Source organism: Paenibacillus sp. NPDC058174 (assembly GCF_042883865.1).
Taxonomy (GTDB): domain Bacteria; phylum Bacillota; class Bacilli; order Paenibacillales; family Paenibacillaceae; genus Pristimantibacillus.
This window is the reverse complement of record NZ_JBHVUY010000006.1, coordinates 40,106-56,744: the sequence shown is the minus strand read 5'-3', so window position 1 is coordinate 56,744 and position 16,639 is coordinate 40,106. Positions and strand designations below refer to the sequence as shown.

Here is a 16,639-nt window from a genome sequence, read left to right as displayed (position 1 = left end):
ACGGCATCAGCCCTTACTTAACATATCCTATGAAATGCAAAAAACTAATCCAAATCGAACATGTTGCATAAATTGATTAATTCGTCTGTTGGAGTTAGCGAATCTCCTCTTTTCGTAGTTCTCCCTTGTTCCGAGAATAAATACAAATTTTTTTTTGAACGTGAACATGCAACGTAAAGTAATTTTAGTGTTTCAGTAGTTCTACTATCTTTTTTATTAATAATAAGATCCCAATTCGGTATTAATCCATTTAAAAATCCAAAAGCAATAACAGTTGTATATTCTTCACCCTTCACTCCGTGATAAGAATTTATAACCACTCCACTTTTTTCTTGGAAACTTTTTTTGAAAGTATTCATGTCTGCAGATAAACTATAGTCAGTAATTCTCTGATTAATTTTATCGATAAAATCAGTGTATGCTTTTTTTAAGTGGTTCTCTTGTTCTAAATCAATTACACAACTAGAGCACAAAAAATCTAATGTATTTGTTAACGTTTCTACCCCATTCTCATCACATACTTCTGCAGAATTAATGCATTTTAAAATAAAGTAACAATCAACGTAAATAGGAAGATGTATTTTATAATCCTCTGTTAAAATTGAAATGATTTCATTCGCTATACGTTTCCTCATGCTAGTGTTCTTTCCAGCTACTGAAAACTTGAGTTTAGAAATAAGATAGAAAACATTCATTGGATCATATTTGATGGGCGTTACATCCGGAGCATCAAACCCTACATTAGGCAACAACGCACGCAGCGATTTGCTGACAGGATATAAAAGTGCCCATTGTGGTGCAATGATACAGATTTCTTTTTCAGGAACCCCGAGTTCTAATTGTTCGTTGATAATTGTTGCGATTTTTACGGGAAGATCATCCTTATCTATTGTTTTGTCATGAGTTATTATCCCTAATTCATCTTTCAAATTTGATTCAGATGAGATATCTGATGAAGCTACTTGAAAGTTAGAATAAAAGTCAATGACTCTTTGAGTGGAACGATAACAACCATCCAGTTGTTCCACTTCAAAATTCGTACCACATATTTCATCCAATTCAGTTTTACTTTTAGCTATGCCACCTATCCCACCGTATATTGCTTGATTAACATCGCCTATAAAAAAGAATTTAATTCTATTATTTTCACAAGCAATGAGCCCCAATATCTTGTACTGTATGTCATTAGTATCTTGATATTCATCAACATGAATACTTCGCAGTATGTTAGAAAGATTTTGTCTTATAAAAGCATTATTATTTAGCAATTCAAATGATAAATCTAAAATTATATCAAAATCGATTTCTTTATTTTCTTCCAGCCTTCTTTTATATTCTTTATCTATTTTAGGGTGTGCGAACGGATCTTCATTGAACCCTAATCTAATTTGAAACTGCTCACATATTTCTTTAATATACCTTTTTTGGACAAATTCATCTATGATACGATATCCCCGACTTATACGTTTTGAATACATAGAATATGGTCTTATAATAAATTCCAAACAAAATTGATGAATAGTTCCTGCCCAAATTTTAGAAAGATCAATATTAAAGCTTAAAAGTCTATTTCTTATTTCTTCAGACGCACGATTTGTATATGTAATTGCAATATTTAAATTATTTGAATCGGCATGCATTATTGAAAGAAATGCTAGTCTATAAGTAAGTGTTCTAGTTTTTCCGCTACCAGGACAAGCGGTTAAAATCGCATTTTTATCACTTGTACAAACTGCTCTTTGCTTGGGATTCAGATCAGCTAAAAACCATAATTCTTCTACGTTCATTGTTTTCACCCTAGATAAAGATTGTCCATTTTTTCTAAAAACAACGAGACTATATCTGAGGGATAAGCCTCACAAAATCTAGATATTGCCTGTTCCTTCTCTTCCACGGTTACTGCTCCTTTCATTATTGAAAGCATCTCGTCATTGCTTACGCCATACGCAGATAAAGAATAAGACACCATTTTGAGTTTGATTTCTGTCGTAATAATTTCTTCGCAAGCAAATGCTATTGCAGATAAGATATAAGCAGGTATCTGAACGGATTCATCTATTTTACTAGCAAGTAATGTCGCATACCATCCTTTACCAACTGATTTAGCCAATGTTAATACAGTATTTGCACGTTCTTGATCTGTTCCCTTCAAAGATTTTTTATGCCTCTGTATTGTCGCAGCATCAGAGTAATTAATGTCAATAATTTCACTTATAAAAGTTAAATTATCATTGCTGTTCGCAAATTCAACTTCAAATGTATTTTCAGCATAGAACGTTGAGACCCAAGGGTTATTCTCAAATAAACGATTAAGCTTAGTTTGTCTACTAATTCCTCTTTGCTCAGCATTTTCACTATAAAAAGAACTGCTAACTTCAACTGCTTGAATATCTCTATCAGTAATAATGGAACAACGTCGTTGAATTCTGTCATTATCAAACAAACATGCAATGTACTCAAATACAGTACTCCCGACATTTACTAATCCTATCCCCAGCTCATCGAGTGTCACTCCCAACCCAATTTTGACCATATTAGGAATTAAGATTTCTTCTCCATCACCCTCGACTAGAAGAACTCCTTTTGAGAATAACAAGACAGACCGTTTTGCATCAAGGTATCTTTCAATACACTCAGATAACTTTAAATTTTTCAATTTAAGGTTATCCTCTCCAAATTGATCCAAATTTAAAATGGGTTGCATTACATGCGATACGTTTCCGATAGTCTTTACAACGTTTATCTTGCTAATCTCTGAAACTTCCGAAAGATGGGCTGAATGAGTTGTCATAATAACTTGAGTATAATCTTTCGTAAGTTTTAAATTGTCAAATAGGGTCTTCTGAATATGAGTGTGAATATGTGCTTCAGGTTCTTCAATAATCATTATGTTAATAAGTTCACGGGTACGGTTGAATTTGTATTCAACTAATTTAAGCGCCATATAGATCATATTTAAATGACCAAGTCCCAATAATTCGATATCATTCTGATTAGATGGCTTTATTGATAAATAACGAGACAACGCGTTTATTTCATCATTAAGCTGCGATTCCAATGCAATTTCAGGAGAATAGACCATTCCAATCATGTCCATGAGCTTAGAATTAACTTGTTCGCCAATTTTTCCAATCTGCTCTACTTCAGAAATAGAAGCATTCAACTCACTAATCTTTTCTTTTATCCTTTCAATATCAGTTGGCTTAATCTGGGCTTCTACCACCTCTACGATCCTTCGAATAGGATTTCTGGGCTTACGCATTTCATTCGCAACATCTCTTAGCGCATCTATAAACATTACTGAGATATGTTCCTGAACATCTGTAATATTCAGCTTACTTCCTAATACCGCTGCGTCATCATCGTCAGGGTTACAATAAACTCCATGTTCAAAATCACCCACAATATTTCTGTAAACCTCTGGATCTGTAAAATCAGTTTGTGAACGTGATGTATAATAAAACTCATAATCAGATAGCTTAACCAATCTAATACATTCATCAAATTCTGCTTTTGAATCCGCCTCATAAAGTTTCTTTCTTAAAGCTTTCTGAGGTCGAATAAATAAAGTGACTACTCCAATATCCTCATTACCGCTATTGATATAAGATTTAAGGAAATTTTCATTTTCTTCTTCTGGAACAATTTCGGCACAGACTTCATTCTCCTTGTCTGTTGTTGTAATGTCCACAAAAACACCAGATATAATAATCCAATGTCCACGCCATTCGTTCAGATCATATGAAAAGTCACTATCTTTTAGTTTTTTACTATTATAATAATAAGAATCATCTAATAGAAGTCTTAATGCATTAACAGTATTAGACTTTCCGGAATCATTCTCACCAATAATCGTATTGGCACCTTGAGAAAAGTTAAATTTTACCGATTTCAAATTTTTATAATTAACTACCTGTAAATATTTCAAGTACATAAAAACATTCTCCTTATCCACCGCAGATTTATACAATAGATTACGTTACTTTTCGGTAATTTGTATTGTTGAGAAATTGGTGCGGTTGCGGGATAATTTGCAACCACCACAAAAGATGAACCTAAACCGGCTCAAAAGAATGGTTATTAATATGTCCATAGTAATTCTTAGGCCACAATACCATTATCATATCAAAAACTATTAGAACTAAAATTCGACACTTTCCTTGATTACCCTTTTTTAATAGTTACTAAATGAACTAAATAAATTATATACTATACCCCAATATTTATATGTTATAGGCAGTTCTAGCAAAAAACCTATCGCACAGGTTTCATACACAGTCTGATGTGTCCTGCTCTTTCTACTCTCTTTTCTAAATTCCATTATCAGTAGGATCCACAAAGAACCTTCGCCACAATGTTTGTTCACTAAGATTATTCGCTTTCTTCCAATTGATGAACTATATAAATGCTTCTTCCATCCTTGCTGGTGCAGATTTCTTCACTCCCGTTCATCCTTTATCAGCAACGAAAAAAACCTCCTTCAACTACCTGAGCTAGTCAGATAAGTCAAAGGAGGTTTTTTCATTTCCATTCAAATCCTGTATACTTTATTCAAATACACAGAACTATGTTTTTATTGCAAGTATGTACATCGTAAAAAACCAATAAGTTCAAGGTTTTTTTAGTATGCCGAGGACGGGAATCGAACCCGTACGGTGGTCACCCACCGCAGGATTTTAAGTCCTGTGCGTCTGCCAGTTCCGCCACCCCGGCATGGTTGATGTTTCAAATGGTGGGCCCTGAGGGACTCGAACCCCCGACCAATCGGTTATGAGCCGACCGCTCTAACCAACTGAGCTAAGGGCCCTCGTAAAAATGTCCGTGCGACATTTAATCGAAAGGTTGGTTGCGGGGGTAGGATTTGAACCTACGACCTTCGGGTTATGAGCCCGACGAGCTACCGAGCTGCTCCACCCCGCGACAGTTCCATTTGGTAAAACATCGTAATGGCGACATCAATTAATATACAACATACGCTATTACATAGTCAAGCATTTTTTTCTCTGCTAAGGAAAATAAATGAACAACGCCATTTTTGAAGCTTTACGGCAAGAAACGGACCCCGTATCTTCCCTTACGCGAGCGGAACACTTCGATCTCCCTAGGACAATCGTAGCCGTATACCCACCAGTCATTCTCCATCCTTCGAACGAGGACGCCTGCCTGAAACTTCGTTTCGTACAGCCTAACCCAATATATCCATTTCACTGTCGTATCCCTCCTTGGTTTTTAGAGTACCCTAATTTAGCAGAATATAAAGATGCTCCCACGGAGCAAAAAGGAGCTGATCATGATGATGCAATTCGGCATTGCTGCATTTCCGTCAAAAGAGGTACAGGATTTCGCCAACGGCTGGCGGATCCGCCATGATCCCAAATATAATGCGATCCCTCCTCACCTGACTCTCCGGGACAAGGAAGAGCTGTCCAAAGAGCAATTGAAAGAAGCAGTAGCACATTTGGACACGGTCACTTCCGCTTTATCGCCGTTCACGATCCGATTTAATCGCGTGTCCACCTTTTTCCCGGTCAGCAACGTGCTCTATTTGGCGCTGGAAGACCCGCTGCCCGTTCAGCAGCTTCAGCAGGCAATATGCAGCGGGCCGCTAGCTATACCCGCTCCTAACTACGTCTACACGCCGCATGTTACGATCGGCCAGCAGATGGAGCCAGGCGAGCTGCATGACTTGTATGGCAACCTCCGGATGTCCGATGTGAGTCTGGAATCGGTCATCGACCGGATACACCTGCTTCATGCGACGGAGAACGGCTTCTGGACCGCCTATCAGTCGTTCCAGTTCCGCGCTTGAATTTCTGCCCCCAACAAAAACGAGCAACGCATACAGGACCTCTAAACGTCCCATACGCGTTGCTCGTTTTGATATTCATCCTGTATTGCTGCTTAACGCTTACTCTCCGGCTGCTGCTTTCAAAGCCGCTTCGTCATTGAGAGGCTTCACATCGATCGTTCCGCCTCCGTCAGTAACGCCGCCGGTCGGATTGTTCTTCATTTTCTCAAGGATAGCATTGCCTTTCGTTTCCCATTCCTGCAGAGCCTCTTTAACTGTCTTATCGCCTTTGACTACTTGCTGGAACAACTCATAGCCAGGCTGCTGCGCTTCCCACAGGTTAGGTTTTGTCCGCCACAGCGCATCAGCGTCGGTCGAAGTCGGAGGTACCGGCTTCAGCGTCGTGAACGCGTTAATGTTGTAGTTTGCGCCGTTTTTAGGCTTAATGAACTCTTTACGCGACACCAGCTCATATGTGCTGCGTGCTTTCAATTCAGCCCATTCTTTGCTGTTCGTGAATTCGATAAATTTCCAAGCGTCGTCCGGATTTTGAGCGTTTTGGTTAATCCCCATCAGCTGGCTGTAATAGATATTGCCGCCGACACCTGGTTTTGTCGCATGTGTAGGAGGTGTAACAACATCCCATTCAAACGTTTCAAAGCCTTTGATTTTCGATGCGTTGTTCATTGTATTGTTAATTTCGTTAATGTAGCCATAATCGCCTACCGTCATAGCCACTTTACCGCTAATGAACAAGTCACCGGAAACCGGGTTAAAGCCTACATCACCTGATGCTTGTTTTTCGTTGATTTTCTGCATATCTTCTTGCGTCGGAGAAATCTTCTCTTTGTACAAGCCTGCAACCGTCGACCATGCCATTTCCCAGTCACCGGAATTTACGAGCATTTTCTCGCCTTTGTCATCCCACATTTTCAGCTGCAGCGCAGCTCCAAAGGTCTGTGCGTCGCTGAAGCCGTCGCCTCCCCAGCGGTTGATTGACAGACCGAATTTGCGGTCCGCACCTGTGCCGTTAGCTACCAGACGGGCTTTGGCAATAATATCGTCCCATGTCATGTTGTCCGTTGGAGGCTCAACACCTGCGTCTGCAAAGATCTTCTTGTTATAGTAAAGAGCGGAGGATGAGAATGTTGGCGTCAACGCATACAGATTGTCGTCGCCTGCCGCTTTAATGCCGTCGATAACCGTTGGAACGTAGTCGCTCAGATCGAATTTCGCTTTCTGAATGAGCGGATCAAGCTGCTTGAGCAGGTTATCCTGCGTCAATCTCCGCAGCATGCTGTAGTCAATTACGACAACGTCTACCGGGTTTTTGCCGGTAAGCATTTCTTTCATTTTCTCATAAGGGTCCGGCTGATTGTTTGCGCCTTCTGGATTAGGCGTTTCGAAACGCTGTTCGTTCCAGTCAATCGCATTAACGATTTCGAATTCGATGTTTTTGTGTGTCATCTCATACATATCCGTGTACTGTTGACGGAAATATTGATCATTGTCTCCGCTTCCGTACAATACCCCAATCCGAAGTACGCGTTTTTCCGCTTCGCTATTCCCTCCGCTTCCGCTGCATGCTGACAGAAGAGCGATTACCATCGTTAGTGTCATGATGATAGCTACCCATTTTCTAACCGCTTTCCCCTTATTCATATTGACCTATCCCCCCAGTGATTTAGGCGGCGTAATGATGATACGCTCACCGTCAAATTCCATTGTTGCTTTGTCTTTGATCTCGAGTGCCGACAAATATTCTTTCGGCACCTGCAGCCGGCCTACCCGGTCAACCACGACATAGGCCTCGTGTACGGCTTGCAGCCCTGTACCCGTATGCTCTTCCTCACCTCCACCCGAAGTCATATTCGGATTCCGCTTAATGAATTCCGTACTCGTAAGCCCGTCGCGAATGGCTACGACGCGGTCTACTTTGCCGGCTAACGACAGGTCATGGGTTACGATGACTATCGTAATGCCCATCTCGCGGTTCAGCCTGCGGAAAATGCCCATGATCAGATCAGAGGTTGCCGTATCGACGGAACCTGTCGGTTCATCGGCAAGCAGCATTTTCGGACGATTGGACAAAGATATTGCAATCGCTACCCGCTGCTGTTCACCGCCGGAGAGCTGATGCAGCTTGTTATGCATCCTCTCCTTCAGACCGACCCACTCCAGCAGCTGCTTTGCATAAGGACGGTCTACTTTGCCGGAGAGCATCATCGGCATCTCCACGTTTTCTAGAGCCGTCAAATACGGCAATAGATTGCGGGCATTGTTCTGCCAAATGAAGCCGACGGTTTCCCTCTTGTACTTCACAAGCTCATCATCGGTGATTTTGAGCAAATCCCACGGTCCTACACGTACGGAACCAGCGGAAGGGTGGTCAAGACCACCCAATATGTTCAGGAGAGTTGATTTGCCGCTGCCGCTGTTGCCGATAATGGCCATCAGCTCTCCGTCTTCCACCTTCAAGTTCAAGCCTTGCAGAGCGACGACCTCAAGATCGTCTGACTTGTAAATTTTGACTAGACCTTCGCAATCAATCATTGTTGATTACCGCTCCTCTCCCATTTTGACCGCTTGATGCACACGCAGCCTGCGGATATGCAGGAAAAGCAGCATCGCGCCTGTCAGCATCATGAAGCCGACGACAGCGTATAGCTGGTTCGTATCCTTCGAATCAAAGATGACCCGGAACGGCGGAACGGTTTCCGCTATATTCTCCGCTGTCTGCAGAAACGGCAGGAACAGCAAGCTCGTTACTTTGCCGATTGCAACGCCAAGTCCGATAGACAGCCCCGCCGTGAACAGCTGCTCCAATAGCAGCATGCCGGTCAACTGCTTGCGGGACAGTCCCATCGCCCGCAGCACACCGAATTGAACGACACGGCCGGATAAATTAAAGAACCAGTAAAGCACATAGCCCATCAGCGTGACGATAACCGACACGAGGAATCCGAGCGATAGGATACCGAATACGCCCCCGCGGGTCGGATGCTTCGATTGGATCGTCAGCTCGGTTCGAACGTCCTTCACAGACGCCAGCTCCAAGCCTTGTTTCTGCAGTGCTGTGATGATTGGAGCAACCTTCGCATCCGGCTTCATCTTCAGCCAGACCTCGTACGGCATAATCGGAAGCTGATCGTACAGATAGTCCAGATTCGTAATGACAAATGGCGACTGATCCGGGTATTGACTCGGCCAGTATGGCAAAATGCCTACGATGACAAAATCAAGCTTGCCTTCCGCAAAGCCTACAGAAATCGGATCTCCCGGCTTCAGCTGATACTTCTCCGCTACCTTGGAAGGAATAAGTGCTGCTTGCTCATACATCCCCAAATAATTCAAATAATTGTAAGGATGCGTAGGGAATAAATCGTTGCGGAACCAGGCCACCTTGGCAAAATCGACATTGTCGATGCCCATTACCGTTCCTTGGCCGATGGAACGGCCGGATACGACAACATTGCCTTTCGTCTGGAGCACGCGGGCCGCTGCCTCGACGCCTTCCAGCTTGCGGAATAATTCAAACGGCGGTTCTGTGTACAATATTTTGCTTGGCGGGGTTTGACCGCCACCGCCGCCACCACCGTTTCCGCCGCCACCTGGGCCGCCTCCGTTACCGCCTCCGCCATTACCTCCACCGTTGCCACCGCCGCCATTACCCCCGCTAGGCTGTTTAAATTCAGGCGTACCGTACCAAGACGTCTGGATAATGACATCAGAGCCGTATTTGTACAGCGTGCGTTCCGTAGAGTTCAAATCGATCGTACGTGCAGCCGACGCGTTGTACACGCCAAGGCCCAGCGTTAAGATCAGCAGAATCATCAACGGATAATAGCCTTTGGATGAACGGGACAGCTGCGTCAGCGTCAAGTAAAGCGGCACCGGCAAAAACTTGCGTCCGAGCCAGTTAAACAGCTTGAGCAGCCATGGGAACAGCCTTAAGCAGAACAATCCGAATGCGAATATCGCAAGCGCCGGAACGAAGAAGAGAAACGGCTGCACATTCAGCTGGTCGGTCGTCATTCCCGTCTGGAACGTCAGCATTTGACGCTGATTGAACAGATACCAGCCGTAGCCTGCTGCGCCCATCAGCAAGACGTCCAAGAACCAGCGCTGCCAGAACGGACTGCGGTCCGAACGGGCCAAGTCCCGCTTATAGCTGACAATCGACGATCTTGCATAGATGATGGCCGGAATGACTGTGGACAATATCGCCAGCAGTACAGCTGCGCCGCCTGCAATAATGGCTTCAGTCGAAAAACCGACCGGTATCGATTTGCGGTTGACGAATGACAGGAAGCCATTCGCCGAACCGATGCTTTTGGCCATATACCAGCCCAGCATCGGACCTATCACCATAGCAACGCCGCCTAAGATTAGGCCCTCCAGCAGATAGATCCCTATAATCTGCCTCGTCCCCGCGCCACGGCTCCGGAGTACGGCGATATCGCTCCGCTGCTTGTCGAGCGACTGACGTGCATTCATCGCGATGAAGTAGAAGACCATCGCAATCATTGGCGCTGCCAGCGTGAACAGCAAGGTCTGCAGCTGCAGGCTTTGCTTTTTGAATTCATTGAGCGTATCGGCGAAGGAAATCTCAACTCTCGTTTCCTTCAGCTTCTGATAGAGCTCAATATTCAAGCGCTCCAGCGTACGTCCTAGCGGCGAGAGCTGGCTCGTCTTCACATTGGACAGATCGAAAGCGTAGTACCAGCTTGCATTGTGAAGCGGAATGCCCGCTTTCTCGAACAAGGATTTGGTCATCGCCTGCTCGCTGATCTGGAACGTGCCCATCAGCCCTTCAAGCCCTTGATACCAGAATGGATCGGACTCGTTCAAAGGCTTAATCGCCCCGACGATTTTGACGCGAAGCGTCAGATTAAGCCCGCCATAGATCGGGTATTCAAACACATCGCCAACATGGACATCATTACGGAACATCGCTTCCTCGAACATGACCGTCTCAATTATTCCATCAGAAGGAGCATCAACAAACCAGCGTCCTTGAGCCAATTCCACTTTATCCTTTAGGCCCGACATCGACATCATCGTCAACTGCCTGCTTCGGCTTGCATCTACCTTAGAAGGATCCTCAGGAATAACATCCGCGCTGCGGATAGAGTACGAGCGAACGGCCGTATTGTAAGGAAAGCCGATCTTGCCTGGCACCTCTTCAGTAATAAAGGAGCTGACATCCGTTAAGGCAGCCAGATCCGTCTTCCCGCCTTGTGACTGATACCGCATAAGCAGCGAGCCTGCCGGAAGACCTGTGCTCTTCTGCTGAAGCGACTGGGCGACTACCCGCTTCAAGGCGCCGTCCGCATACATCGGAATACTCGTTGCAAATGCAACAGCCATCGTCAAACCCGCCAGCGTGCTGATTGTCATCCAGCGGGTATTCCACATTTTACGAAATAGAAACCGGAATAACGGTATTCCCATTAGCTATCGACCTACGACTTTCTGCCCTGGCTTCAACCCTGCCACAATTTCAATCTGTGTCGGCGTTTGCTGACCGATCTCTACATCCACCTCGCGTTTGCCTTCTGCATCCACGACCTGTACATAGGTGCGGGGGCCAAGCGTACGAAGCGTTGACGGCGGAATAACGATAACGTTTTCCTTCCTTTTCGTAATGACTGTAATCGATAACGGAGTTCCACGGTTCAGGTTTTTAGGCATATCCTTGATCTCGACGAGCATAAAGTCCTCCGGACGCTCCTGCTCCGGCTGGCCATTGGGATTGCCGCCGCCTCCTCCACCGTTACCGCCGTTGTTTTGATCGTCACTCACAATCGGCATGGTTTTTACTGTGCCATTGAATTTCCCTGCATTATTAATCTCCACAGAGATTGGCATGCCGACGGCGATTTTTGCAAAATCATCCTTCGACAGCTTCGCTGCAGCCGTCAACTTGCTCGTATCGGCAATAACGACGATCGGATCATAAGCTTTGATCATATCGCCCTTTTTCACTTTCAGCGTAACGATAGTGCCGCTGAATGGCGCAACGAGCGTCGCTTTGTTGATCTCTTCCGCAAGGTCGGAAATCTTCTGCTTCTTCTCTTCGAACGCGATCATTTTCTCCTCAAACTCGATCGGGTCCATCTCATCCTTCTGGCGAAGCGTATCCTTCATTGCGTTCTCTTCACGCTTGAAGGCCAGACGCTCGTTTCTCAAATCCCGCTGCATCAGATCGACGTCCAGCACGCCAATGACTTTGCCTTTCTCGACCTTGTCGCCAACCTTCACATTAAGCTCCTTCAAATGCTTCTCGCCCAGTGTAAAGAACAGCGTCTCTTCCTGCATAGAGATCAATTTCCCGACCACTTGCACTGTCGATAACAGCGTAGTTGTCGTTACTTCGTATTCAGGCTTCTTCGCAATTTGCGGCGGAGCGATGGAAGGCAGCACTTCCTCCTCGCTTTCCTTCGGCAATAGCGAGCAGCCGCTCGTTAGCATAATGGATGCTGATAACATAATAATTGCACTTCGTTTAAATAAACTTCCCGTCCACCATTTCATAGACATGATCGGCAACCTCCAAAATCGTAGGATCGTGTGTAGTCATACATATCGTAACTTGTTCGGTGCGAATAATATTTTGAAAGACTGCCATAATCTGTGCTGACATATTTGAATCCAGCTCCGCTGTCGGTTCGTCCGCAAGCAGCAATATTGGCTGATGCGCGATGGCCTTAGCGATCGCAACCCGCTGCTGCTCGCCGCCCGAAAGCTCAAACGGCCGGTGATGCATCCGCTTCTCCAGTCCTACCAGCTCAAGGCAATGAGCAGCACGGTCCTTCCAGAGCGCTCGCGGCGTGCCCGCCATGCGGAGCGACAGTATGACGTTCTCCCATGCCGACAGCAGCGGCATAAGCGCAAACGCCTGAAAAATAAAGCCCATTTCCTTGCGGCGGACCAGCGTCCGGTCATCGTCGCTCATTTTATGGAAAGGCCGTCCACCGAACCAGATCTCCCCGCTCGTTGGCGTATCGAGTCCTCCCAGACAGTTGAGCAGCGTTGTTTTGCCTGAACCGGATCGTCCCCGGAGCATGACAAGCTGATTAGGCCTGAGCTCCATGTTCAGACCCTTCAGCACTTTCAGAGGAGCGCCGCCCGCTTGGAATACGCGTTCTACATTTATAACCTCCAACAGCTTGCCGTTATGTAACTTTTTGTCGGGCGGCTGTACGCTTTGCTCTATTGGCTTTGCTTGCTCCGTCTGCTCCACTTCTGCATTAACCCGCTTCTTGAATAACATGAATTGCTGCCATACCTCCCCTTACCCTTTTCATAATTCTCATCTTACACGATTAGACGCAGGACGAGGTGAAAAAGTTACATCAATATGCAATATCTTCTTCCGTAAAAATAAAAAAACTGAATTCGCCCGTTTTCCTAACGAAACAAGCGAATTCAGTACACTTTTCAAACCTCTATTTTACTTTAAAATGATGGATCGCGCGGTTCAATTCGCTAACGATATCATCCAGGTGAACTGCAGCGGAAGCGATGTTGTCCATCAGCGCCAGCTGCTCTTCCGTTGCTGCCGCAACGCTCTCCGTACGCTCTAGATTGGAGGCTGCCGACGATGCAGACTGCTCCATCGAAGCGTTCACTTCCTCGGAGCTTGCCGACATTTGCTGCGTAATCGCCGAATTTTCCTGCAGCTGCTCCGTCATATTGTCGATAGCGGCCACGATAACTGTCAAGCTTTGCTGAAGCTCGGCAACCCGGTCATTTCCGCGCTCTACTTCCGTCAGCGTCTGCGACATATAATCCGAAGCGCCCGAAATATCGCTTCTTGTCTCTGCTACCAGCTGATGAATGCCGTCCGCCGATTCCAGGGAATTCGCCGCCAGCTTACGGATTTCACCGGCTACAACGGCAAAGCCGCGGCCTTGTTCGCCGGCACGAGCCGCTTCTATAGAAGCGTTAAGCGACAAAATATTCGTCTGATTCGCAAACACGGTAATGTTTTCGGCAATCGTGCCGATTTGCTGGGAGCGAACTTGAAGATGGCCGATGACATCTGACAGTTGGCCAATGACCTGTTTGACCAGGCCCATTTGCTCCACAAGACGCTCCAGCGCTTCTTGCCCTTGACCGGCTTCCTCCGAGGTCGACTTGGATTGCTCCGCCGCAGTTGTCGTATTTTCTGCAATCCGCTGAATGCCGATCGTCATCTCCTCAATCGCTTTCGCGGTCTCCTCGGCGCTGCGTGCCTGCACCTCAGTACCGTTAGCAACCTCTTGAATATTGGTTGCAACATGATGAGAGGCTGCAGCCGATTCCTTAGATACAGCGTTGAGCTGCTGGGATGAGGAGCTGACATCCTGCGCATTGGCAGCAATCCCGGTAATGAGCTGCTTCATCACTTCGATCATGCGATCCACTGAACGCGATATGTCGCCAAGCTCGTCCTTGTTGTACTTCAGGCTCGTCTCAGCAGTCAGATCGCCGTCGGTTACCATTTGCGTCTTTCTCATAACGGTATTAACCGTGCGCATAACTGTCCGTATCGAGAAGAAAATCAGCAGAATCAATACAATAGATACGAATCCCATTCCCGCCAGATTTCCGATCTGCGTTCCCTTAAACTGCTGCTTGCTGCTGTTGATCTGATCTTCCGCAAATTGATTCAGCACGTTCCCGATTGCATCGAGTCCAGAACGGGTTTGGTTGAATTGCTCACGCAACTTTAAGTCTACAGCTCTATCGTAATCAGACTTTGCCGCTTTCATAATGGAATCCGACCATGCTGTAAAATCAACGCTGAATTTGTCAGCCAGCTCGGCAATCGACAAGCCTGTCTGTTCATCCGTCAATTCCATCAGTCCGCCTGATTCCATAATTTCCTTTGCAGCGGTCAGTCTTTCTTTGGCTTCTTTAATATTCAGCTCAAGATCTTTATCCCACTTTTCCTTGTCCGCGCTGCTGATCTCGTCCTCCGTCAAATACTGATAAGCCGACAACGCTTGATACAAGTCGCGGTCTGCATTCAAGACGAGTGTAGTCGTCCGGTTAGACACCCCGTAAACATCATGTGACATTCTCGTATTCGTCTTTTCCAGTTCCCCCAACAAATATAAACCCGAGAACACATAGAAAAAAAGCGGCAGCACACCAATTAAAGCCAGTCTCCATTTCAAGTTAAATCTCATCCGTATTCCGCCCCTTTTTACCATGTCTGATTGAAAGTTTCCATGATAATATATCGGCAAATCAGGTTGAAACCAACATGAAATCAAATCATATTTTGCAAAAAAACTGTCGAAAAAGACAAAAACAGACCTTTCTGAATGAAAGGTCTGTCCGGATAACTGGAAATGTTCGCAAGCAGCTTTTACTTGCCGAAGGAATGAGGATCTTGACGCCAGGATTGCAGCAATTCAACGTCCCCGCTCTCAACCTTGCCAGCTTCAAGTGCGGCTTGAATCAGTGCCGTATAGTTCGAAAGCGTCTCAAGCGGCATATTCTCTGCTGCAAAAGCGGCGGAAGCCGATTCGAATTGATACGTAAAGATTGCGAGAACAGCAAGAACTTCTGCTCCGGCTTCACGAACAGCCAGGCCCGCTTTGAGCGAGCTGCCGCCTGTGGAGATCAGATCTTCGATGACGACGACCTTTTGACCCGGAAGAAGCTTGCCTTCAATTTGATTCTGTTTGCCGTGTCCCTTCGCTTTATCGCGAATGTAGACCATTGGCAGGTTCAGCTTTTGCGATACCCAAGCCGCATGAGGAATGCCTGCCGTCGAAGTTCCGGCAATGACTTCCGCATCGGGATAGTTCTCACGGATAACGGCTGCAAAGCCTTCTGCGACCAGGTCGCGAATAGCCGGGTAAGACATCGTCAGCCGGTTGTCGCAATAAATCGGCGATTTAATGCCCGACGTCCATGTGAACGGCTCATTCGGACGAAGCGCCACCGCTTCGATCTCCAGCAATTTGGCCGCAATTTGGGCCGGCAGATTCGTCAATGTCACTTCACTCATCTTAGATCAGCTCCTCAATAATGGATTCTAAAGCAGCACGGGGATCGCTAGCAGCCGTAATCGGACGGCCGATTACCATGTAGTCCGTGCCTTGGTTCAAGGCTTCACGCGGCGTCATAATTCGGGACTGGTCATTAAGCGCTGCGCCGCTTGGCCGGATGCCTGGCGTAACCGTCTGGAATGAAGCACCGCAAGCGGCCTTAATCGCTTCAACTTCCATCGGAGAAGCGACCACACCGTTCAGCCCTGCCTGCTTCGCAAGCTGGGCGTAACGGATAACTGCGTCCTCCACCGTTCCAGCAATTCCGATCTCATTGTTCAACGTTGCCTGACTCGTACTGGTCAGCTGCGTCACCGCAATGACCGCAGGACGGGCTTGTCCGGAATGAAGCGCAGCATCTGCGCCTTCCAGAGCGGCTTCCATCATGGCTGCTCCGCCAGCCGCATGGACGTTGAACATATCGACGCCCAGCTTCGTTACGCTATTCGCGCCGCCTTTGACCGTATTCGGAATATCATGCATCTTCACATCAAGGAAGACCAGATAGCCCTTTTTCTTTAACTCCTCTACAAAGGACGGTCCGGCTGCGTAAAACAGCTGCATGCCTACCTTCATATAGCACGGAATGCCTTGCAGCTCCTGAAGCAGCCGCTCGGCCGCTGCGGCATCAGCATAATCTAGCGCAACCATTATTTTGCCGGCTGCTTGCTCACGCGTTAATCCCATTATTTTTCGCCCCTTTCGGCTTTTTACCCGTAATAAACGGCCATCCGCCGGCTTCGCAAGACCGATGCCATATCGGCCCGGACTTGCGAAGCAACAGCGCTGGCCGTGCTTTCAC

Annotated in this window: 13 protein-coding genes and 3 tRNA genes; 1 reads left to right on the top strand and 15 read right to left on the bottom strand. The window is 46.3% G+C overall.

Going from position 1 to position 16,639, the window contains the following annotated elements; genetic code table 11:
* Positions 1-44 precede the first annotated feature (44 nt).
* The 6 genes from ACFVVF_RS23530 to ACFVVF_RS23505 all read right to left on the bottom strand — a co-directional run bounded on the left by ACFVVF_RS23530 (position 45) and on the right by ACFVVF_RS23505 (position 5,208).
* Positions 45-1,787, bottom strand: coding sequence for a UvrD-helicase domain-containing protein (locus ACFVVF_RS23530; protein ID WP_387814841.1), 1,743 nt, complete (start codon positions 1,785-1,787; stop codon positions 45-47).
* Between the two features lie 5 nt (positions 1,788-1,792).
* Entirely contained in the window at positions 1,793-3,934 is a 2,142-nt protein-coding gene (locus tag ACFVVF_RS23525; protein WP_387814839.1) for an ATP-dependent nuclease, read from the bottom strand.
* A 693-nt stretch (positions 3,935-4,627) separates the two neighbouring features.
* Positions 4,628-4,713: transfer RNA gene (locus tag ACFVVF_RS23520), tRNA-Leu, on the bottom strand.
* 17 nt (positions 4,714-4,730) lie between these two features.
* A tRNA-Ile gene (locus tag ACFVVF_RS23515) sits at positions 4,731-4,807 on the bottom strand.
* A gap of 36 nt (positions 4,808-4,843) precedes the next feature.
* Positions 4,844-4,920 (bottom strand) — tRNA-Met (locus ACFVVF_RS23510).
* Between the two features lie 123 nt (positions 4,921-5,043).
* Positions 5,044-5,208 (bottom strand): hypothetical protein, encoded by a 165-nt coding sequence (locus ACFVVF_RS23505; protein WP_387814837.1) that lies wholly within the window; start codon positions 5,206-5,208, stop codon positions 5,044-5,046.
* A gap of 82 nt (positions 5,209-5,290) precedes the next feature.
* Here ACFVVF_RS23505 and ACFVVF_RS23500 point away from each other — a divergent pair, with 82 nt between their 5' ends.
* Positions 5,291-5,809 carry a 2'-5' RNA ligase family protein gene (locus ACFVVF_RS23500; RefSeq protein ID WP_387814836.1) on the top strand — a complete coding sequence of 173 codons (519 nt, stop codon included), beginning with the start codon at positions 5,291-5,293 and terminating at the stop codon, positions 5,807-5,809.
* Positions 5,810-5,908: 99 nt separating this feature from the next.
* On the opposite strand, the gene ACFVVF_RS23495 is transcribed toward ACFVVF_RS23500, so the two are convergent.
* The 9 genes from ACFVVF_RS23495 to ACFVVF_RS23455 all read right to left on the bottom strand — a co-directional run bounded on the left by ACFVVF_RS23495 (position 5,909) and on the right by ACFVVF_RS23455 (position 16,639).
* A complete protein-coding gene (locus ACFVVF_RS23495) occupies positions 5,909-7,450 on the bottom strand; it encodes an ABC transporter substrate-binding protein (RefSeq protein ID WP_387814834.1) in 1,542 nt (513 codons plus the stop codon).
* 6 nt (positions 7,451-7,456) lie between these two features.
* Entirely contained in the window at positions 7,457-8,341 is an 885-nt protein-coding gene (locus ACFVVF_RS23490) for an ABC transporter ATP-binding protein (RefSeq protein ID WP_387814833.1), read from the bottom strand.
* A 6-nt stretch (positions 8,342-8,347) separates the two neighbouring features.
* The gene (locus ACFVVF_RS23485; protein WP_387814831.1) at positions 8,348-11,242 is read right to left on the bottom strand and encodes an ABC transporter permease; all 2,895 of its coding nucleotides are present in this window, start codon (positions 11,240-11,242) and stop codon (positions 8,348-8,350) included.
* Positions 11,243-11,245: 3 nt separating this feature from the next.
* Positions 11,246-12,331: an efflux RND transporter periplasmic adaptor subunit gene (locus tag ACFVVF_RS23480; RefSeq protein ID WP_387814829.1), complete on the bottom strand. Its 1,086-nt coding sequence runs from the start codon at positions 12,329-12,331 to the stop codon at positions 11,246-11,248.
* On the bottom strand, positions 12,297-13,064 hold the full coding sequence (locus ACFVVF_RS23475; protein ID WP_387814828.1) for an ABC transporter ATP-binding protein: 768 nt from the start codon (positions 13,062-13,064) through the stop codon (positions 12,297-12,299). Before ACFVVF_RS23475 ends, ACFVVF_RS23480 begins: the two co-directional genes overlap by 35 nt.
* 175 nt (positions 13,065-13,239) lie before the next feature.
* On the bottom strand, positions 13,240-14,967 hold the full coding sequence (locus ACFVVF_RS23470) for a methyl-accepting chemotaxis protein (RefSeq protein WP_387814826.1): 1,728 nt from the start codon (positions 14,965-14,967) through the stop codon (positions 13,240-13,242).
* A gap of 182 nt (positions 14,968-15,149) precedes the next feature.
* Positions 15,150-15,797 (bottom strand): orotate phosphoribosyltransferase, encoded by a 648-nt coding sequence (pyrE, locus tag ACFVVF_RS23465; RefSeq protein ID WP_387814824.1) that lies wholly within the window; start codon positions 15,795-15,797, stop codon positions 15,150-15,152.
* Between the two features lies 1 nt (position 15,798).
* Positions 15,799-16,524 (bottom strand): orotidine-5'-phosphate decarboxylase, encoded by a 726-nt coding sequence (gene pyrF / locus ACFVVF_RS23460; RefSeq protein ID WP_387814822.1) that lies wholly within the window; start codon positions 16,522-16,524, stop codon positions 15,799-15,801.
* Positions 16,508-16,639: a hypothetical protein gene (locus ACFVVF_RS23455; protein WP_387814820.1), complete on the bottom strand. Its 132-nt coding sequence runs from the start codon at positions 16,637-16,639 to the stop codon at positions 16,508-16,510. Before ACFVVF_RS23455 ends, pyrF begins: the two co-directional genes overlap by 17 nt.